A 19,121-nucleotide genomic window follows, 5' to 3' on the forward strand; every position below is an offset into this window, starting at 1 on the left:
CATGCACATCGTCCTCATCACCGGCATCTCCGGCTCGGGCAAGTCGGTGGCCCTGAACGTACTGGAAGATACAGGCTACTACTGTGTCGACAACCTCCCTCCCGCTCTGCTGTCCAACCTGGTCTCCACCCTGGTGGCGGAAGGCACGGACATGCTAGCCGTGGCGGTCGATGCGCGCAGCGCCGAATCGCTGGCCGGCCTGCCGGCCGACGTGCAGGCCCTGCGCCAGCTGGGCCACGACGTGAAGGTGATGTTCCTGACCGCGAACACGCATTCGCTGGTGGCGCGCTTTTCCGAAACGCGCCGCAGCCACCCGCTGTCGCATGAACTGCGTCCGGGACAGAACCCGGCCGCGCGCCGCACCCTGATCGAATGCATTGCCGAGGAACGCGAACGGCTGTCGCCCATCGAAAAGCTGGGCCACGTGATCGATACCTCGGAAGCCAGCGCCAACAAGCTGCGCGGCTGGATCAAGGACCTGGTGGCGATCGAGCGCGCGCCGCTGACCCTGTTCTTCGAATCGTTCGCCTTCAAGCTGGGCGTGCCCATGGACGCCGATTTCGTGTTCGACGTGCGCGCCCTGCCCAATCCGTATTACGACCTGGCCCTGCGCCCGCTCAACGGCCGCGACGCGCCCGTAATCGACTTCCTCAATGCCCAGCCCAGCGCGGTGGAGATGTACAACGACATCCGCGCCTTCGTGGAAAAATGGCTGCCCTCGTTCAAGACCGACAACCGCAGCTACCTGACGGTGGCGGTGGGCTGCACCGGCGGCCAGCACCGCTCGGTGTACATGGCCGAGCGCCTGGCGCAGTACTTCCACCCCGCCGAGCGCGTGGTGGTCAGGCACCGCGAACAGTCCTGATCAGCCCACGAGCCCGCGCAGCGGGTGGGCGTAGCCGGGCCATACCGGCTCGAAGAACTGCGCCACCATGTCGCCGCCAACCTGTTCCAGCGCGGGCGGGTTCCAGCGCGGCGCGTGGTCCTTGTCGACCACCAGGGCGCGCACGCCCTCCAGCACCTCGCCATGCTCGAAGCAGCGCCGCACCAGGCTGCGCTCCATGCGCAGGCACTCGGCCAGCTCCAGCGTGGCGCCGCGCCGTAGCAGCTCGTGGGTCACGCACATCATCAGCGGCGAACGGGCGCGCATGGCGTCCAGGGCTTCTTGCGCGAAGGGGCTGGGGTCGGCCGCCAGCGCGTCCATGATGGCCGGCACGGAGCCGGCGCTGAAATGGCGTGCGATGGCGTCGCGCTGCGCCTCCAGCCTGCCTGCCTGCAGCTGCGCGCGGAACGGCGCGGCAAACGCGGCGATGGCGGCGCGCAGTCCGGCGCCGGGCGTGGCGGCGACCAGCTGCGCCAGCGCCCCCAGGTGCGTGGACGGCACATAGTGGTCGGCCAGCCCGGCATACAGCGCGTCGGCGGCGTGAATGGCCAGTCCGGTCAGGCCCAGGTAATGGCCCATGGCGTGCGGCGCGTGCGACAGGAAGTGGCTGCCGCCCACGTCCGGGAACAGGCCGATATTCACCTCCGGCATGGCCATGCGGGTACGTTCGGTGACGATGCGCACCCGCGCCTGCGGGCCGGCCTGCGAGATGCCCATGCCGCCGCCCATCACCACGCCATCCATCAGCGCCACATAGGGCTTGGGATAGTGGTGGATGAGGTGGTTGAGCGCGTATTCCTCGGTGAAGAAATCCTCCAGCAGCGCCGCCCGCGGCGTGCGCCCGACCTCGTGGAAGAAGCGGATATCGCCGCCGGCGCAGAAGGCCCTGGCGGCGCTGGAGCGTATCAGCACGGCCGTCACGTCATCGCTGGCGCGCCAGTCCAGCAGGGCGCGTGTGATGGCGCGCACCATCTCCAGCGACAGGGAATTGAGGGCCTGGGGACGGTCCAGCGTGATGACGCCGGCGCCGTTGCTGATGCTGGTCTGGACGAATTCGCTCATGGCCCATTCTACCGCGCCACGTGCTCCAGCGGATTGGCCAGTTTCAGTTCTCCGCCCAGGCGCGGATAGCGGGTCGGGTTGGCGGCCGCCAGTTCAGGCTTGCCCTCATGGCGGGCATAGATCACGGTCCACGACATCTCGCCCGGCCCCACCGGCTCCTGCTCGACGCCGGCGGCCCTGGCGATGCCGGACGGGTCGCGCGCGGCGGCGATGGTGTAGCGCACCAGCTGGTCCAGCCTGGGCGAGTGCACGTCCAGCACCGAGGCCAGCATGGACAGCGGTACGGCCGAGAACACGTGGTAGTGCAGCGCCTTGGCGGCGCGCGCCATCTCGGCCGGCAGCGAGCCGTCGTCCGCCACCTGTGTCATGGCGTGGTCGAACACCTTGCGGCCCCAGGCCAGGCGGCGCTGGTCGCCGGTCACGGCGCCGGCGGCGGCCACCGCCAGGCCTTCCCAGTAGTAGTGGTTGTTGCGCACGCCCTTATGCGCGTCCGAATGCTGGATGGTGGCGTCGGCGATAGTCCCCAGCCAGCCTTCGATGGCCTGGCGCTGCTGCTCGCTGGCGGCCGGCTTGACGCGCGCATAGCTGAGCGAGAGGCCGGACAGGGTCCATTTGCGCTGGTACCAGGACTGCTCCGTGCTCAGCTTGCCCAGCATGGCGCCCTGCCCGGCCCAGGCCGACAGCCATGCCAGCGCGCAGGCGCCGTCGGCGGCCTGGCCCTGCGGGTCGGCCTGGTAGCGGCTGGCCGCGCTCGACACTTCGCCGAGGAAATCCTCGATGGGTTTGGTGTTGGCGATGTTGCGGGCGCGCAGTACCGGGTCGATCACGGAGTGATGGCTGTCGGTGTAGTAGCCGTTGGCGTCGATGTCGATCACGGCCGGCGGCGCCGGCTTGCAGGCAGGTGCGGCGGCGGAGACGGACACGGCGGCGCTGAGCAGCAACGATATAAATAATTTATCAAGTTTCATGCAGCCACTCGCAGAAGGAAAACGTTTACCTTAACACAGGCAAAAAAGGGCGCCAAGCGCGCCCTTCGTTGTGGAGCCGGCGTGGGGTCTAGACGGCGGCGGTGGGTTCGTAGCTGTCGGGCAGGTGTTTGATGGCGTCGTGGCCATGCTGCTGGACTTTGTCCTTGTATTTCATGACTTGCCGGTCGAGCTTGTCGATCAGCGTATCGATGGCGGCGTACAGGTCTTGCGACAGGCTTTCCACGTACACGGTCTTGCCGGACATACGCAGGTTGATTTCAGCCTTTTGACGTTTCTCTTTCTCTTTAAGGTTATCGACCGTGAGGATCACGGCGATATCGATCACTTGATCAAAGTGGCGGGTGACGCGCTCCAGCTTGTTCTGCACGTATTCACGGATAGCCGAAGTCACTTCGAGATGATGACCACTGATGGTGAGATTCATACACACTCCTAAAGATGATGTCGCCTTACGGCCAGTGCGGGCGCCCATTGCCGCCGGGCGCGCAGTGGCCAATGCACTACAAAGACTTGCGGAGGCTGACTGGAGGGATTTTCAAGGCTTCGCGATACTTGGCAACAGTACGTCGCGCGATCACCATGCCCTGTTCTCCCAGCATGTCCGCAATCTTACTGTCGGATAAAGGATTTTTAGGGTCTTCTGCTCCTGTCAGTTGCACGATGAGCGCCCGTATCGCCGTCGATGAGGCTTCGCCCCCCGCTTCGGTGGCGACGTGGCTGCCGAAGAAATATTTCAACTCAAACATGCCATGCGGGGTCAGCATGTATTTCTGAGTTGTTACCCGAGAAATAGTACTCTCGTGTAAACCCAGTGTATCAGCAATTTCGCGAAGCACAAGGGGTCTCATGGCGACGGCGCCGTGCGAGAAAAAATTCTTTTGCCGTTCCACTATCGCCTGCGCCACGCGCAGGATGGTGTCGAAGCGCTGGCGCATGTTCTTGATCAGCCACTTGGCTTCCTGCAGCTGAGCACCCATGGCGCCCTCGCCCTTGCCCTGCTTGAGCAGGTTGGCGTACATGGCGTTCACGCGCAAGCGCGGCATGACGTCGTTGTTCAGGCTGACCTGCCAGCCGTTGCGGCCCTTCTTGACGATCACGTCCGGCACCACGTAGTCGGACACGTCGGACGCGAAGGCGGCGCCCGGATGCGGATTACACTGGCGGATCACGGCCTGCGCCTCGCGCAAGTCTTCCTCGTCGCAGTTGAGGGCTTTTTTCAGCTTGTTGAAATCGCGCTGGGCAAACCAGGCCAGATGCTGTTCGACGATGGTCAGCGCCATGCGCCGCGTCACCAGGGGCACGCCGGGCATGCGGCGTATCTGCAGCGCCAGGCACTCGGACGCGTTACGGGCGCCCACGCCCACCGGGTCGAAGCTTTGCAGCAGCGTGAGGGCCGTGCGCAGCTCATCGAGCTCGATCTCCAATTCTTCCGGCAGGCGCGCGTGGATGTCCTCCAGCGGCTCTTCCAGGTAGCCGTTCTCGTCCAGCGCATCGATGATGATTTCCACCAGCGCGCGGTCGCGCATTTCCAGCACCGTCACCCGCATCTGCTCCATCAGGTGCTCGCGCAGGGTGCAGTGGCCCGCTTCCAGTTGCGGGCGGGAATCCTCGTCGTCGTTGTTCTTGCTACGGCCGGCGTCGCCCCAGTCCATGTCGGCCTCGGGGGTGGTGCTGTCGGTGTCGGCGGCCGGGCCGTCATAGGCCTCGCCTTCGCCGGCCGGCGCAGCATTGTCGGGCGTGTGCACGGGATCGGCGCCGGCCTCGGCGGCGCCGGCCGGCTGGCTGATGGCGCCATCGGACAGCAGGCGCACGGAGTGGTCCAGCGGGTCGTCCAGCCTTTCCAGCAAGGGATTTTCGGTCAGCAGCTGTTCCAGTTCCTGGTGCAATTCCAGCGTCGACAATTGCAGCAGGCGTATGGACTGCTGCAGCTGCGGCGTCAGCGCGAGATGTTGCGAGGTACGCAGTTGCAAAGACTGTTTCATGGATCTACATACGGAAATGTTCACCCAGATACACGCGACGCACCGACTCATTGGCGATGATGTCGTCTGGCCGGCCTGATGCCAGTACCGTGCCCTGGTTGATGATGTATGCGCGGTCGCAAATGCCCAGCGTCTCGCGCACATTGTGATCGGTAATGAGGACGCCGATGCCGCGCTCCTTGAGGAAGCGCACGATGCGCTGGATCTCAATCACGGCAATCGGGTCGACCCCGGCGAAAGGTTCATCGAGCAGCACGAAGCGCGGGTTGGTGGCCAGGGCCCGCGCGATCTCCACGCGGCGCCGCTCGCCGCCCGACAGGGACAGCGCGGCGTTGTCACGCAGCTTCTCGATTTGCAAATCGGCTAGCAGGGTATTGAGCCGTTCATCAATTTCCGCCTTGGATAAAGGCTTGCCGTTGACTCGCTGGATTTCGAGCACGGCGCGGATGTTTTCTTCCACCGTCAGTTTGCGGAACACGGACGCCTCCTGCGGCAGGTAGGACAGTCCCAGCGCCGCGCGGCGGTGGATGGGCAGGCGCGAGATGTCGGTCCCGCTGATATCGATGCTGCCCGCATCGGACGGCACCAGGCCGACGATCATGTAGAACGAGGTGGTCTTGCCGGCGCCGTTGGGGCCCAGCAGGCCCACCACTTCGCCGCACTCGACCTGCAGCGACACGTCATGCACCACCTGGCGCTTGCCATAGGTCTTTTGCAGTCCGCGTACGATCAGGGTGCTGCCGCAGCTGGCCATGTCCATTATTTCCCCTGTGGCGCTGGTTGCGGCGCGGCGTTGGCCGGGTTCTTGCTGGATGGCTGTATCACCATGGAGCCGCGTCCGCCGCCCACCTTGCTCTCGCCGGTGGAGGTGTTCTTGACCGCGAAGAATTCCTTGCGGCTGTCGTAGGAAATGAATTCGCCATCGACCTGGTCGGCCGGCTTGCTGCCTTCCAGGCGCTTGATCTGGGCCTTGGAAAACAGTTTGACCAGCTCGGTCTTGCCATCGTATTCGATGCGCTCGGCCTGGCCTTCGACCCACTGGTCGCCGGCGCCGTCGCGCTTCTGGCGGAAGGTGGCCATGGTGCCGGGCGAATTGGTCAGGGTGACGTACTGGTAGCCCTCAGGGTCCTCGGTCACCACCGCCTTGGGCGACTTCATCAGCAGGGTGCCGCGGGTCAGGATCACGTTGCCGGTGAAGGTCTTGATCTGCTTGACGTCGTCCACTTCCAGCTGGTCGAACTTGATCTCGGTGGGCTTGTTGGAATCGGCCTTCTCGGCCTGCGCCACGCCGGCGGCGCCGCCCAGCAGCAGGGCGGCGGCGGCCAGCAGTAATTGCATCGTATGTCGTGTCATGTTGGGTTCTCCTGGTGCTCAGCGCGCGCCGCGCGGCGGCACGTCGATCTGGCCGCGCCCGTACAGGGTGATCTGGCGCGTCGCGTTGTTGGCTTTCATGCCGCTGCCCTGGGCGGTCGACTTGCCCATTTCCAGGTGCACCGGCTGGTCGGTTTCCATTCTTTCCTCGTCCGGGAACACGGTCAGTGCCGGCGTGGTCAGGCGCAGCGGCTGGGCCGCCGCCGTGGCGGGCCGCACCACGTCCACGCTGCCGTTCAGCTGGACGCGGGTGTTGCCCTCGTCTACGCGGGCGGTGTCGGCCCGCATGTTCATGGGAGGCTGGTCGGTGGCCAGGCTGTGCACGATGGGCTTGTCGATCACCGAGGAATCGTCGATGGGCCGGTGGGTCAGCTTGTCGCCCGAAATGATGTAGGCCGGCTGGCCGTTCTTGCCGGCCCGCACGAAACTAAAGCGCTCGACGATGTAGTCCGGCTCGCTGCGGTGCTGGTCGACCCATGCTTCCTGGCCGGCCTGGTTGACCACCTGCACCAGCCAGGTGGTGCCGACAGCGACAAATACGCCCACCGTCATGATCAGGGTCAGGCGCCAGCGGTGGGCGGTACGTTTGCGCATCACCATCCTCAGGCCTGGAAACGGGCCAGGATATGGGCCACGGGTTCGATGGGGGTGAAGGTTGCCGTCATCAGATCACCTTGGCGCGGGTCAGGTCGTGGATGTGCAGGGCGCCCACCAGCTTGCCGTCGGCGTCCGTCACCAGCATCTGGTTGATGCGGTACTGCTCCATCACGGCCACGGCGTCCACCGCCAGCTTGTCCGGGCTGATGCTGCGCGGGTTGGGGTGCATCACGTCGCGTATCACCACCTGGGTAAAGTCCTGCACCTTCTCGATCATGCGGCGCAGGTCGCCGTCGGTGAACACGCCCAGCGGGCGGCCTTCGCCGTCCACGATGGCGGTCATGCCCATGCCCTTCTGGGTGATTTCCAGCAGGGCGTCGGTCAGCTTGACATCGGCGGCCACGCGCGGCACGGCGTCGCCGCTGCGCATTACGTCGCGCACATGGGTCAGCAGGCGCCGGCCCAGGGCGCCGCCCGGGTGCGAGCGGGCGAAGTCTTCTTCCTTGAAGCCGCGCAGGTCCAGCAGGGCCACGGCCAGGGCATCCCCCAGCGCCAGCGTGACGGTGGTGGAGGTGGTCGGCGCCAAATTCATGGGGCAGGCTTCCTTGTCCACCGCCACGTCCAGGTGCACATCGGCCAGGCGCGCCAGGCTGGAGCCGGGCTTGCCCGTGATGGAAATCAAAGGGCTGCCCATGCGCTTGACCACCGGCAGGATGGCCATCAGCTCCGAGCTTTCGCCGGAATACGAGATCGCGATGAAGGTGTCGTCGGCCGTTACCATGCCCAGGTCGCCATGGGCCGCCTCGGCAGGATGCACGAACAGGGCCGGGGTGCCGGTCGAGGCCAGGGTGGCGGCGATCTTGCGTGCGATGTGGCCGGACTTGCCGATGCCGGACACCACCACGCGGCCTTTGCAGTTGAGCAGCAGCTCGATGGCGCGCACCACGCTGTCGTCGCGCTCCAGGCGCGCCTCCAGGGCGCTGATGGCCTGGGCCTCGATCCGCAGGGTCTCGCGCGCCAGCTTGAGGGCGTGCGCGGCCGTATTTGCGTCAAAAGCTTTCAGCATTGTTTTTTGATGGGTTACACTCATGCCGAAAGTATAGCCGAATTGGCCAAGCAAAAAACTTGCCAGTCGTAACAAAGTCGCTACACGCCCGTAAACCTCGGAAAACACCTAGCCCTTATGTTGGAATAATGTACACATCGCTGGAATTGACCCTCTTATTGCTGGGCTCGGCTGTATTGGGCGTGGTGGCGTTCCGGATGTTGCATTTGCCTCCCATGCTGGGCTACCTGGCCGTGGGCATATTAATCGGGCCGCATGCGCTGGGACTGGCGGAAAACAGCGAGACCACCCACGCCCTGGCCGAATTCGGTGTTGTTTTCCTGATGTTCTCGATCGGGCTGGAATTCTCCCTGCCCAAGCTCAAGTCCATGCGCAGCATCGTGTTCGGGCTGGGCATGGCCCAGGTCGGGCTGACCATCATCGCCACCGTACTGTTCGGGCTGCTGGTGGCCAGCCAGCTGCCGGCCTTCCTGCGCATCTCCTGGCAAGCCTCGTTCGCGCTGGGCGGGGCGCTGGCCATGTCGTCCACCGCCATCGTGTCCAAGATGCTGACCGAGCGCCTGGAGCTGGAAAGCGAGCATGGCCGCAAGATCATTGGCATCCTGCTGTTCCAGGACCTGGCCGTGGTGCCGCTGCTGATCTTGATCCCGGCCCTGGGCCAGGGCGCGGACAACCTGGTGGAAACCCTGGCCTGGGCCGGCCTGAAGGCGGCCGTGGTGCTGGCCCTGCTGCTGTTCTTCGGCCAGAAGCTGGTGCGCGGCTGGTTCACCATCGTGGTCAAGCGCCGCTCGCAGGAACTGTTCATGCTGAACCTGCTGCTGATCACCCTGGGCGCGGCCTGGATCACGGAAAAAGCCGGCCTGTCCATGGCGCTGGGCGCCTTCGTGGCCGGCATGCTCATTTCCGAGACCGAATACAAGCACCAGGTGGAGGAAGACATCAAGCCCTTCCGCGACGTGCTGCTGGGACTTTTTTTCATCACCATAGGCATGCTGCTCAACGTGCGCCTGGTGGCCGAGAACTGGTGGCTGGTGCTGGTGCTGCTGCTGGGCCCGGTGCTGCTCAAGTTCGCCCTGATCGCCCTGCTGGCCAAGCTGTTCGGCGCTTCCGACGGCGTCGCCATCCGCACCGGCCTGGGGTTGGCCCAGGCCGGCGAATTCGGCTTCGTGCTGCTCAACCTGGCGGGCGGCATCAAGCTCATGGACCCGTTCCTGGTGCAGGTGGTGCTGGCCTCCATGGTGCTGTCCATGCTGGCCGCGCCCTTCATCATTGCCAAGTCCGACCAGATCGTGATGAAGCTGTCCAGCAACGAGTGGATGCTGCAATCGCTGACACTGACCAAGATCGCCAGCCGCACCATGGCCACCCAGAAGCACGTGATCGTGTGCGGCTTCGGCCGCAGCGGCCAGAGCCTGGCCACCCTGCTGAGCGAGGAAAACATCCACTACCACGCGCTCGACCTGGACCCGGAACGGGTGCAGGAAGCGCAGACGGCCGGCGCCCATGTCTCCTACGGCGACGCGGCGCGCCGCGAAAGCCTGGTGGCGGCCGGCATCTACCGCGCCAGCGCCGTGGTCATCACCTACGCCAGCACGCCCTCGGCCATGAAGGTGCTGCGCCTGGTGCACGAGCTGGCGCCAACCTTGCCGGTGATCGTGCGCAGCCACGACGATGTGGACCTGGAGCGCCTGATGGCGGCCGGCGCCACCGAGGTGGTGCCGGAACTGATGGAGGGCAGCCTGATGCTGGCCTCGCACGCGCTGGTCATGCTGGGCGTGCCGCTGCGGCGCGTGGTGCACCGGGTGCAGGCCGCGCGCGACGCCCGCTACGCCTCGCTGCGCGGCTTCTTCCACGGCGCCAGCGACGTGGACGAGGAAAGCGACCTGGAACGCCTGCACTCGGTGGTGCTGGGCGGCGGCGCCGCCTGCGTCGGCAAGGCGTTGGGCGAGATCGATCTGGAAAGCGTGGGCGCCCAGGTCAGCAGCATACGGCGCGGCCTGGGACGGGTGGACGTGGCGCCGGAAACGGTGCTGGAGGCGGGCGACGTGGTGGTGTTGCGCGGCAGCGCGGCGGCGGTGGACAAGGGTGAACTGCGCTTGCTGAAACTGAAGTGATTCAGGGCTGGTGCCGAACCACGCGGTTACGGCCGCCGTCCTTGGCCTGGTACAGGGCTGCATCGGCCTGCGCCACCAGGGTGCGGGCGATGGCCGGGGCCTCGCCCTCGATGGCCGGGTCCAGGCAAGCCACGCCTATCGACACCGTGACCGACACGCTCAGTTCAGGCGACAAGGTGATCATGCTGGCCGCCACCCCGGCGCGTATGCGTTCGGCCACGAAGGCGGCGCTATCGAGATCGGCGTCGATCAGCAGCACCACGAATTCCTCGCCGCCAAAGCGCGCCAATGCGTCCGACAGGCGCAGCTCGGCCTTGATGCGGGTCGCCACCTCGCGCAGCACCTCGTCGCCGCCGCCGTGGCCGACGGTGTCGTTGACGCGCTTGAAGTGGTCGATGTCCAGATACATGAAGGAAATCGGATAGCCCTGGCGGCGTGCGCGCGCGATTTCCTCCAGCAGGCGGCGGTCGATGTAGCGCCGGTTGTAGACCCCGGTCAGCGAATCGGTCAAGCCTATGTATTTCAGCATCTCGTTACTGATCACGTTTTCCAGGCAGATGGCGATGATGGAACCCATGTGCTCCAGGAAATCCGTGCCCAGGCTGGGCGTGAAGCGGGTCGGGTCCACGCTGCCCAGGTTCAGGCTGCCGATGATGCGGCGGTTGCGCAGCAGCGGCACCATGGCCACGCTCTGCAATCCCGCCTGCGCGTTTGGCATGTGCGGCAGGTGGCGCTGGGGGTCGTACATGCCCAGCACCGGCTTGGGCGGCGCGGCGTGGGCATGGCACTGGCCGAGGTCGTAGCCCAGGCCGTCGATATTTTCGACGAACACCAGGTTGGGGAAATCCTCGAACACCACGTCCAGCTTGAGCATGACGGTGCGGATGTCGGCATCCTCGTCGACCAGCACCACGGTCACGTTGTCCAGCTCGGAAATGACGGGCAGCACGCGGAAGATGGTGCCCACCAGCTCGGGGAAATTGGCGGCGCCGACGATGTCCAGGTCGAAGGACTGGTGGCGCGTCATGATGGAATGGTTGCGCTCGGCCTGTTCCAGCAAATACGCCATGCGCGCCCGCAGCGCCTGGTTCTCGGCGCTGAGGTCTTGCACTCGCAGCGCCAGGTCGTCCTGGGGCGGCAGCTTGCTGGGGGCGGTTGGGGTCATAACACCTCTGGTATATGGCGGACGCCATATTACCTTACGCGAAACGGGATTACTTGAAAATACCCTGGCTGAAACTAAGTTGTAAATGTAGTTAGCGGACTTATCTAGAAAGCAATGTCGACGTCGACTTCCTGGCCCACGCGCAACACCGCGTCCCCGCCTTCCAGCAGGATGGCATTCATGCCGAAGCATACCGCGCCATCGAGTTCCGGCTTGGCGCGGTAGCCTTGCAGGATGTCCAGCGGATCGGGACCGAACTGGCCGGTCTCCTGGTCGATCGAAGGCATGGGGCAGCGCGGACAGGGTTTGACCGGCTTGAGCAGGGCCTCGCCGAAGCGGTAGGACTCGGCGTAATCTTCCTCGAAGGCTTCAATGCCGGCGATAACCACGTTGGGACGGAAACGGTTCATGGGCAGGGCCACGCGCCCGGCCGCCCGCAGGCGCTGGTTGAGGTCGTCCAGCGTAGCGGTGCTGGTGACCAGCACCGGGTAGCCGTCCGAGAACATGGTGGTGGCCTCGACGCCGTTGGTCCACCTGGTGCTGACCGGGCGGCGGGCGTGGGCGTGGAAGCGCACCAGGCGGCTGGGCACGCCCAGGTATTGGGTGAACCACTCGGCGGTGAGGGCGTCGCAGTCGTAGGCCAGGATGGTGTCTTCCCACAGGGTCACGCTGCGGGTGGGCGCCAGTTCGGGATCGGGCAGGCCCAGCGCCAGCTCAAGGCGCAGCATGCCGGGGGCGCGCAGTTCCAGCACGTCGCCCTTGAGGGTGGGCACGATCAGCGCCATGCGCGGCTGTTCGCGCTGGGTGATGACGTGGTTGTGTTCGTCCACCACCATCCATTCGCGGTCGTAGATCTGCTGGGTCATCAGGCCGTCGGAGGTCAGGGTCGCCTGCTCCAGCGCCAGGCCGGCGCAGGATTTGATGGGATAGATGGTGAGAGAAGCAAGCGTGGGCATGGCGGCGGCCGGGACGGGTTGCCGTCCCGATATTGAGCGAAAAATAAGTATCAGTATCGCACAATGCCGGAGTTGGCGCCCCCGGCAGCCGGGGAGCCGACGGGAACGCGGCCAGCGCTGGCAGTTCACTGCCATGCACGCGGCAATCCATGCTGAGCGTGCCACCCAGGATGCGGCGCACAGCCTGGACGGCTGCACGTCATTGCCGCGCAGGCGGCAATCCGTGCCTAATGTACCGCACAGGATGCGGCAGACAGCCCCGGGGTACGCGGGTCATTGCCGCGCAGGCGGCAAGGATTATCAGGCCTCGGGCGTGGTTTTGGGCTTGGCCTTGGCGGCGGCCGGACGGCGTGGGCGCGCGGCAGGCTTGCGGGCTGGCTTGGCGGCGGCCTCGCCTTCGGCGGCTTGGGCGGGCGTGGCCGGCGCCGCTACGGGCTCGGCTGCCGCCTCCGCTGCAGGCTGCGCATCCGCCTTGGCGGGCTTGGCAGCCTTGGGCGGACGCACCGGCTTGGCGGTCTTGGCTGGACGCGCAGGCTTGGCGGCTTTCCCCGGCGCAGCGCCGGCTGCCGCAGCTTCGGCTGCCGCAGCTTCGGCTGCAATCTCAGCGGCCGCCACTGTGGCTGGCACCGCTTCGGCTGCCGATGGCACCGGGCCGGTCTCCTGCACCGGGGTCGCAGGCCGGGCGGCAGGCTGCTCCCGCACCGGGGCGGCGTCGGCCGCCGGCCCGGCGGAGGCCTCGGCGGCGGCCTGGGCCTTGCCCTTGGCAGCCGCCTTGGCCTTGCGGGCCGGGGTGCGGATACGGTTGGACCTGCCCTGCTTGGCGCCGCCGGCCGTTTCAGGCTCGGCCACTTCATGCACGGCATCGGCGGTCTGCTCCACCAGGTCCGAGAAGCTGGTGGACGGTTGATCCGCCACCTCGTGCACAGCCTCGGCAATCTGCTCGGCAACCTCGGCAACTGGCGCCAGGATCACGGGCTGCACGCCCTCTTCCTGGCTGGCCGCACCGGCTTCGTACGGCGTGCCAGCGGACGCTTCGGCTTGCGCGCCCTGCTGGCGCTCGTTACGGTCGCGGTTACGGTTGCGGCCGTTGCGGTTGCGGTCACGGTCGCGGCCACGGTTGGAATCGACCCGGAAGCCCTCGGGACGCTCGGCCCCGGCCACCGGCGCCTCGCCATGCTCGGCCTGCGGCGCGGCATCGGCCAGCACAGGAGCAGGAACGCCCGAGCTGCGGTAGACATAGGCGCCCGACTTCTCGTCGCGGCCAAACTCCAGCAGGCCGCGCGCCTTGGCTTCCTCGATCAGGTTGCCGAAAGTGCGGAAGCCATAATACGACTCGCTGAAGTCCGGCTTGCGGCGCTTGATGGCTTCCTTGAGGACCGAGGCCCAGATCTTGCCCGTGTCGCCGCGCTCCAGCACCAGCGCCTCGAAGGTGTTGATGGCGATTTCCACCGCTTGGTTGCGGCGCTTGTCCATTTCCTCGCGGCGGGCGCGCTCCTCCTCGGGCGTGCGCTTGACGGCCGGCTTGGCCTCGCTGCTGGCCTCGCGCTTGGCGCGGCGGCTCTCGCGCACCAGGTCGTCATAGAAGATGAATTCGTCGCAGTTGGCCACCAGCAGGTCCGAGGTGGACTGCTTGACGCCCACGCCGATCACTTTCTTGGCGTTTTCGCGCAGCTTGGACACCAGCGGCGAGAAATCCGAGTCGCCGGAAATGATGACAAAAGTGTCAACATGGGACTTGGTGTAGCACAGGTCCAGCGCATCGACCACCATGCGGATGTCGGCCGAGTTCTTGCCCGACTGGCGCACATGGGGGATTTCAATCAGCTCGAAGTTGGCCTCGTGCATGGAAGCCTTGAAGCCCTTGTAGCGGTCCCAGTCGCAATACGCCTTCTTGACCACGATGCTGCCCTTGAGCAGCAGGCGCTCCAGCACCGGCTTGATATCGAACTTGTCGTAATTCGCGTCGCGCACGCCCAGCGCCACGTTCTCGAAGTCGCAGAACAAGGCCATGCTGACGTTATCGTTGGAAGATGCCATGAAGTTGTTTTTTCTCGTGAGGGGGTGTAGCGGCCGCCCCTGCGGGCGCGGCAATCCGGGCGATTATACAGAACAAGCATGGACGCGCCGCACCGCGCGGCGGCGCCGGGGCCATCTGCGTATAATGAAAACACATCAATCTTTCCTCCCACCCACATGCAGCACCATCACCACGACATGCGCTCGGCTTTCAAGCGTGAGTTCGCCACGCCCGAACAGTGGTGGTCGCGCGCGGTGGTGGTGGGGGCGGCGGCCGTGGCCGGACTGACCGTGGTCGGCTTCACCCACCTGGCCGAGGCGGCGCTGGACCTGTTCCTGGCCGTGGCGGCGCCGACCTGGTGGCTGACCCTGCTGTGGATGCCGGCCGCCTGCGCCGCCATCGTGTGGCTGACCCGGCGCTATGCAGCAGGCGCGGCCGGCTCCGGCATTCCCCAGGTGATGGCGGCGCTGGACCCGGCCGTGCCGGGCGGGCAGCGTTCCCTGTATGTCTCGCTCAAGCTGAGCCTGGCCAAGCTGGCGCTGACCACGGCCGGCCTGCTGGGCGGCCTGTCGCTGGGACGTGAAGGGCCGTCGGTGCAGATTGCGGCCGGCATCATGCTGGCGGCGCGGCGTCTGCTTCCGCGCAATACGTCGGTGAGTCCGCATAGTTTGCTGGTGGCCGGCGGCGCGGCCGGCATTGCCGCCGCATTCAATACGCCGCTGGCCGGAGTAATGTTTGCAATTGAAGAATTATCGCGTTCGCCGGAACAGCGCAGCAGCGGCTTGATCGTGGCCGGCATCGTATTGGCCGGATTAATCGCGGTCTCCATCGACGGTAATGGCACGCATTTCGGCGTTATTCACGCGGGACCGATAGGCTGGTCCTTGCTGGCGCCCGGGTTATTGGTTGCGCTGGCTTGCGGCGCTGCCGGAGGATTATTTGCGCGGCTGCTGCTGGCCAGTTTGAGCGGACGCTCGGCGGATCGGGCAAGCCAATTCCGCGGCCGTTATCCGGTTATATTCGCCGCCATTTGCGGATTAATGGTCGCAATAATCGGCATAGCGGCAAACGGCAATACCTATGGCAGCGGAAATACCATGACCGTGGCTTTGTTAAATGGGGACACCCCGCATTCCGCCATGTTTAGTTTTCAAAAATTCATTGCGACCTGGTTCACCGTATGGTCGGGTGCGCCGGCGGGGATTTTCGCTCCTTCATTATCCATAGGCGCCGCATTCGGTAATAATATCGCCACCCTGGTGCATTATCCCCATGCTGCCGCTTTAATCGCGCTCGGCATGGTAGGGTTTTTGGCAGCCGCTACCCAGGCGCCATTAACTGCATTCATCATCGTCATGGAAATGGTGGATGGGCACGGCATGGTGTTAAGCCTGATGGCCTGCGCAGTTATCGCCAGCACGATCTCCCGCGTATTAACGCCTCCCTTGTACAGCAGCCTCGCGCAGCTGCAACTGAACCGCCTCCCCACGCCTGCGGCAAGCAAGCCAGCCGCCTGAACCCCACCGTTTTCCCCGCTGGGCCCTGCCTTGGGGCCTCTGTTTCGCCCTTCTCATGCTCAAAATTGGCATGATCGAGCTATTTCTTGGCTTCCGCAGTGCAAAAAAAGCCTCGCTAGGCGAGGCTGTTGATCATGTTGACCCGTCAGAGTGCCGGACCACCTGCCTTTTTAACGGAATGCCAGCGCAAAAGAAAAAACCCCTCAGCAGCTTCCCTGCCGAAGCAGGGTCACCGAGAGGGGCCGTGTTAATACCGATGTTAGGCTAAAGGGCCAGGTCCGCCAATGCGACTTGCGGTCTCTTCTGATTACCGTAGTTGGACTTAGACGTTAAACAAGAAGTTCAACACATCGCCATCCTTGACGACATATTCCTTGCCTTCGGCGCGCATTTTGCCAGCTTCCTTGGCGCCAGCTTCGCCTTTATATTGAATGAAATCATCGTAGGCGATGGTTTGCGCGCGGATGAAACCACGCTCGAAATCGGTGTGGATCACGCCAGCGGCCTGCGGGGCGGTATCGCCGATATGAATGGTCCAGGCGCGCACCTCTTTTACACCTGCGGTGAAATACGTCTGCAGGCCCAGCAGTTTATAGGCGGCGCGGATCAAACGGTCCAGGCCCGGCTCTTCCATGCCCAGGTCGGCCAGGAAGGCGGTTTTATCCTCGTCGTCCAGATCGGCAATTTCCGCCTCGATGGCGGCGCAAATGGCGACGATGGGTGCGTTTTGCGATTTGGCGTATTCCGTCAGCTGGTCCAGCAGCGGATTATTGCTGAAACCATCTTCCGACACATTGGCCACATACATGGCCGGCTTGGCGGTAATCAGGCACAGCGGTTTAATCAGGGCCAATTCGGCTTCGTCCAGGCCCAGCGAACGGGCCGGCTTGGCTTCGTTCAGGTGCGGCACCAGACGCTCCAGCACGGCCACCAGCTTGATGGCGTCCTTGTCGCCGGAACGGGCTTTCTTGTTTTCGCGGTGGATGGCTTTTTCCACAGTGCCCAGGTCGGCCAGCGCCAGCTCGGTCTGTATCACTTCGATATCGTCCAGCGGGCTGACCTTGCCGGCCACGTGTATCACGTTGTCATCCTGGAAGCAGCGCACCACGTTGACGATGGCGTCGGTTTCGCGGATGTGAGACAGGAACTGGTTGCCCAGGCCCTCGCCCTGCGACGCGCCCGCCACCAGGCCGGCGATGTCCACGAATTCCACGATGGCGTTCACCATGCGCTCGGGTTTGACGATCTCGGCCAGCGCGGCCATGCGCGGATCGGGCACCTCGACCACGCCCACATTAGGCTCGATGGTGCAGAACGGGTAGTTTTCGGCCGGGATGCCGGCCTTGGTCAGGGCGTTGAACAGGGTGGACTTGCCGACGTTGGGCAGGCCGACGATGCCGCATTTGAGACTCATGGAAAACCTTTACTGGTAATGGATGCTATTTCAGCGTTCAAGGATCCATTGTACCTTTCCTGCCGCCCGGATTCAAAAAACTTGCCCCGCCCGGGCCGCCAATCTGGAGTATCCTTTTGGCAAATTTTTAAAAAAGGATAACCTGATGGCCCTGTCCCGCCCTGTCCGCACCACCGTCCTTGCCGCCAGCCTGCTGGCCGCCTCCCTGGCCGCGCCGCCGCTGCTGGCGGCCGCACCTGCCACCGCGCAAGCGGCGCAGCCGGCGCCATCCCCCCAGCGCCAGCAGCTGGACCGGCTGGCCGATGCCTTCTATGTGGCGCGCGCGAAATTCGATCCGCTGCTGTACGCCACCGCCAACGGCGACAGCCGCTATGACGACCAGCTGGGCCACACCATCTCGCCCACCGGCCGCGCCAGGCAATTCGCCCTGTACCACCGCATGCAACAGCAGCTGGCCGCCATCAACCGCAGCCAGCTGACCACGAAGGAGCAGCTGAACTACGACTTGCTGGCCTTCGAACTGGCCGCCTCGCTCAACCTGGAGCAATTTCCCGAGCACCTGCTGCCGCTCAACCAGATGGACAACGTGCCCAGCACCCTGGCCAACTATGCGGGCGGCGCCGGCTCGCAGCCGCTGTCCACGCCCGCCCAGTACCGCGCCTACCTCAGCCGCTTGAAGCAGCTGCCGGGCTGGATAGACCAGGCCATCGCCAACATGAAGGAAGGCATGCGCACCGGCGTGGTCCAGCCCAGGGCCATCACCAGCGCCATGCTGCCGCAATTCCAGGCACTGCGCGCCACGGCGCCGGAACTAAGCGTGTACTACTCGCCCATCACGCGCCTGCCGGCCGGCTTTTCCAGCGCGGACAAGCAGAAGCTGGCCCGCGATTACCGCCGCACCGTGGCCCTGCTGCTGCCAGCCATCGACCGCCTGTGCGCCTTCCTTGAGAAGGATTACTTGGCCGCCGGCCGCAGCAGCACCGGCCTGGGCGCCCTGCCCAATGGCGCGGCATGGTATCTGGCGCGCATCAAGGACAATACCAACCTGCCGCTGCAGCCGGAGCAGATCCATGCGCTGGGATTGAAGGAAGTGGCGCGCATCCAGCAGCAGCTGGCCGAACTCGGACCCAAGCTGGGCTACGATGGCCCGCCCGCCAGGCTGCCGCAGTGGGTCAGCGCCCAATCGGCGTTCAAGCCCTTCAAGACGGAACAGGAAGTGCTGGACGCCTACCGCGCGATCGACGCCGCCGTGGTGAAAAAGCTGCCGGCCTATTTCAGCCTCCTGCCCAAGGCGCAGCTGGAACTGCAGCTGGAGCCGGAACTGACCCGCGCCACCGCCTCCGACCATTACACACCGGTGGCGGCCGACGGTTCCCATCCGGGCGTGTTCTGGCCGGTGGTGAACGACCCGCGCGACTATTCCACCGTCAGCATGGTGACGCTGTTCCTGCACGAGGGCCTGCCCGGCCACCACCTGCACGCCGCCCTGCTCAAGGAACTGGACCTGCCGGACTTCCGCAAGTTCAACACGGAGCAGCAGAGCGCCGCCGCCTACACGGAAGGCTGGGCCCTGTATTCGGAAACCATGGGCCGCGAGTTCGGCTTCTACGACAAGCCTGAGTCCTACTACGGCCACCTGAACGACGAGATGCTGCGCGCCGTGCGCCTGGTGGTGGACACCGGCATGCACGCCAAGGGCTGGACCCGCGAGCAGGCCATCGCCTACATGATGGAGACCCTGGGCTACAGCGAGGCGCGCGCCCGCAACCAGGTCGAGCGCTACATGGTGATCCCGGCCCAGGCCCTGGCCTACAAGGTCGGCGCCATGAAGATCCTGGAGCTGCGCTCGCGCGCCCAGCAGGCGCTGGGGGACAGGTTCAGCTACGCCAAATTCCATGAGGTGGTGCTGGGCGACGGCACCCTGCCCATGCCCATCCTGGAGGCGCAGGTGGAGCGCTGGATAGCAGCCGGCAAGTAAGGCATACAGC

16 protein-coding genes are annotated in these 19,121 nt (G+C 65.1%); 4 read left to right on the top strand and 12 right to left on the bottom strand.

The features are described from left to right. Nucleotide 1: 1 nt before the first annotated feature. Nucleotides 2–865, top strand: a complete 864-nt coding sequence (gene rapZ, locus ACLB1G_RS09075) for an RNase adapter RapZ (protein WP_491626882.1) — start codon at nucleotides 2–4, stop codon at nucleotides 863–865. Here rapZ and ACLB1G_RS09080 read toward each other — a convergent pair whose 3' ends face one another. From ACLB1G_RS09080 to ACLB1G_RS09115, 8 genes are all read right to left on the bottom strand, one after another. Next, nucleotides 866–1,945 carry an enoyl-CoA hydratase/isomerase family protein gene (locus ACLB1G_RS09080; protein WP_491626883.1) on the bottom strand — a complete coding sequence of 360 codons (1,080 nt, stop codon included), beginning with the start codon at nucleotides 1,943–1,945 and terminating at the stop codon, nucleotides 866–868. An 8-nt stretch (nucleotides 1,946–1,953) separates the two neighbouring features. Continuing rightward, nucleotides 1,954–2,913, bottom strand: coding sequence for an alginate lyase family protein (locus ACLB1G_RS09085; RefSeq protein ID WP_491626884.1), 960 nt, complete (start codon nucleotides 2,911–2,913; stop codon nucleotides 1,954–1,956). A gap of 88 nt (nucleotides 2,914–3,001) precedes the next feature. Further along, nucleotides 3,002–3,358, bottom strand: coding sequence for a ribosome hibernation-promoting factor, HPF/YfiA family (hpf, locus tag ACLB1G_RS09090; protein ID WP_491626885.1), 357 nt, complete (start codon nucleotides 3,356–3,358; stop codon nucleotides 3,002–3,004). 76 nt (nucleotides 3,359–3,434) lie between these two features. Next, on the bottom strand, nucleotides 3,435–4,916 hold the full coding sequence (locus tag ACLB1G_RS09095; protein ID WP_491626886.1) for an RNA polymerase factor sigma-54: 1,482 nt from the start codon (nucleotides 4,914–4,916) through the stop codon (nucleotides 3,435–3,437). 4 nt (nucleotides 4,917–4,920) lie between these two features. Continuing rightward, nucleotides 4,921–5,676: an LPS export ABC transporter ATP-binding protein gene (gene lptB, locus ACLB1G_RS09100; RefSeq protein ID WP_491626887.1), complete on the bottom strand. Its 756-nt coding sequence runs from the start codon at nucleotides 5,674–5,676 to the stop codon at nucleotides 4,921–4,923. Continuing rightward, a complete protein-coding gene (gene lptA / locus ACLB1G_RS09105) occupies nucleotides 5,676–6,269 on the bottom strand; it encodes a lipopolysaccharide transport periplasmic protein LptA (protein ID WP_491626888.1) in 594 nt (197 codons plus the stop codon). Before lptA ends, lptB begins: the two co-directional genes overlap by 1 nt. A gap of 18 nt (nucleotides 6,270–6,287) precedes the next feature. Beyond that, a complete protein-coding gene (gene lptC / locus ACLB1G_RS09110) occupies nucleotides 6,288–6,881 on the bottom strand; it encodes an LPS export ABC transporter periplasmic protein LptC (protein WP_491626889.1) in 594 nt (197 codons plus the stop codon). A 70-nt stretch (nucleotides 6,882–6,951) separates the two neighbouring features. Then, a complete protein-coding gene (locus tag ACLB1G_RS09115) occupies nucleotides 6,952–7,950 on the bottom strand; it encodes a KpsF/GutQ family sugar-phosphate isomerase (protein ID WP_491626890.1) in 999 nt (332 codons plus the stop codon). Nucleotides 7,951–8,078: 128 nt separating this feature from the next. Between ACLB1G_RS09115 and ACLB1G_RS09120 the strand changes: the two genes are divergently transcribed. Then, the gene (locus ACLB1G_RS09120) at nucleotides 8,079–10,064 is read left to right on the top strand and encodes a monovalent cation:proton antiporter family protein (protein WP_491626891.1); all 1,986 of its coding nucleotides are present in this window, start codon (nucleotides 8,079–8,081) and stop codon (nucleotides 10,062–10,064) included. A gap of 1 nt (nucleotide 10,065) precedes the next feature. On the opposite strand, the gene ACLB1G_RS09125 is transcribed toward ACLB1G_RS09120, so the two are convergent. From ACLB1G_RS09125 to ACLB1G_RS09135, 3 genes are all read right to left on the bottom strand, one after another. Beyond that, entirely contained in the window at nucleotides 10,066–11,229 is a 1,164-nt protein-coding gene (locus ACLB1G_RS09125) for a GGDEF domain-containing protein (protein ID WP_491626892.1), read from the bottom strand. A gap of 104 nt (nucleotides 11,230–11,333) precedes the next feature. Further along, a complete protein-coding gene (locus tag ACLB1G_RS09130) occupies nucleotides 11,334–12,185 on the bottom strand; it encodes an MOSC domain-containing protein (RefSeq protein WP_491626893.1) in 852 nt (283 codons plus the stop codon). 300 nt (nucleotides 12,186–12,485) lie between these two features. Continuing rightward, nucleotides 12,486–14,222 (bottom strand): NYN domain-containing protein, encoded by a 1,737-nt coding sequence (locus ACLB1G_RS09135; protein ID WP_491626894.1) that lies wholly within the window; start codon nucleotides 14,220–14,222, stop codon nucleotides 12,486–12,488. A gap of 156 nt (nucleotides 14,223–14,378) precedes the next feature. Here ACLB1G_RS09135 and ACLB1G_RS09140 point away from each other — a divergent pair, with 156 nt between their 5' ends. Beyond that, complete coding sequence (locus tag ACLB1G_RS09140; RefSeq protein ID WP_491627266.1) at nucleotides 14,379–15,719, top strand: chloride channel protein; 1,341 nt, start codon at nucleotides 14,379–14,381, stop codon at nucleotides 15,717–15,719. Between the two features lie 322 nt (nucleotides 15,720–16,041). Here ACLB1G_RS09140 and ychF read toward each other — a convergent pair whose 3' ends face one another. After that, nucleotides 16,042–17,133, bottom strand: coding sequence for a redox-regulated ATPase YchF (gene ychF, locus ACLB1G_RS09145; RefSeq protein WP_491626895.1), 1,092 nt, complete (start codon nucleotides 17,131–17,133; stop codon nucleotides 16,042–16,044). 145 nt (nucleotides 17,134–17,278) lie between these two features. Between ychF and ACLB1G_RS09150 the strand changes: the two genes are divergently transcribed. Then, on the top strand, nucleotides 17,279–19,111 hold the full coding sequence (locus ACLB1G_RS09150) for a DUF885 domain-containing protein (RefSeq protein ID WP_491626896.1): 1,833 nt from the start codon (nucleotides 17,279–17,281) through the stop codon (nucleotides 19,109–19,111). Nucleotides 19,112–19,121 lie beyond the last annotated feature (10 nt).

Source organism: Duganella kummerowiae (assembly GCF_053572355.1).

Bases quoted from the DNA above. Each gene is read 5' to 3' on its own strand.
- lptA (WP_491626888.1), bottom strand. From the start codon at position 6,269: ATGACACGACATACGATGCAATTACTGCTGGCCGCCGCCGCCCTGCTG.
- ACLB1G_RS09120 (WP_491626891.1), top strand. From the start codon at position 8,079: ATGTACACATCGCTGGAATTGACCCTCTTATTGCTGGGCTCGGCTGTA.
- ychF (WP_491626895.1), bottom strand. From the start codon at position 17,133: ATGAGTCTCAAATGCGGCATCGTCGGCCTGCCCAACGTCGGCAAGTCC.
- ACLB1G_RS09140 (WP_491627266.1), top strand. From the start codon at position 14,379: ATGCAGCACCATCACCACGACATGCGCTCGGCTTTCAAGCGTGAGTTC.
- ACLB1G_RS09150 (WP_491626896.1), top strand. From the start codon at position 17,279: ATGGCCCTGTCCCGCCCTGTCCGCACCACCGTCCTTGCCGCCAGCCTG.
- rapZ (WP_491626882.1), top strand. From the start codon at position 2: ATGCACATCGTCCTCATCACCGGCATCTCCGGCTCGGGCAAGTCGGTG.
- ACLB1G_RS09130 (WP_491626893.1), bottom strand. From the start codon at position 12,185: ATGCCCACGCTTGCTTCTCTCACCATCTATCCCATCAAATCCTGCGCC.
- lptB (WP_491626887.1), bottom strand. From the start codon at position 5,676: ATGGACATGGCCAGCTGCGGCAGCACCCTGATCGTACGCGGACTGCAA.
- lptC (WP_491626889.1), bottom strand. From the start codon at position 6,881: ATGCGCAAACGTACCGCCCACCGCTGGCGCCTGACCCTGATCATGACG.
- ACLB1G_RS09115 (WP_491626890.1), bottom strand. From the start codon at position 7,950: ATGCTGAAAGCTTTTGACGCAAATACGGCCGCGCACGCCCTCAAGCTG.
- ACLB1G_RS09080 (WP_491626883.1), bottom strand. From the start codon at position 1,945: ATGAGCGAATTCGTCCAGACCAGCATCAGCAACGGCGCCGGCGTCATC.
- ACLB1G_RS09095 (WP_491626886.1), bottom strand. From the start codon at position 4,916: ATGAAACAGTCTTTGCAACTGCGTACCTCGCAACATCTCGCGCTGACG.
- ACLB1G_RS09135 (WP_491626894.1), bottom strand. From the start codon at position 14,222: ATGGCATCTTCCAACGATAACGTCAGCATGGCCTTGTTCTGCGACTTC.
- ACLB1G_RS09125 (WP_491626892.1), bottom strand. From the start codon at position 11,229: ATGACCCCAACCGCCCCCAGCAAGCTGCCGCCCCAGGACGACCTGGCG.
- ACLB1G_RS09085 (WP_491626884.1), bottom strand. From the start codon at position 2,913: ATGAAACTTGATAAATTATTTATATCGTTGCTGCTCAGCGCCGCCGTG.
- hpf (WP_491626885.1), bottom strand. From the start codon at position 3,358: ATGAATCTCACCATCAGTGGTCATCATCTCGAAGTGACTTCGGCTATC.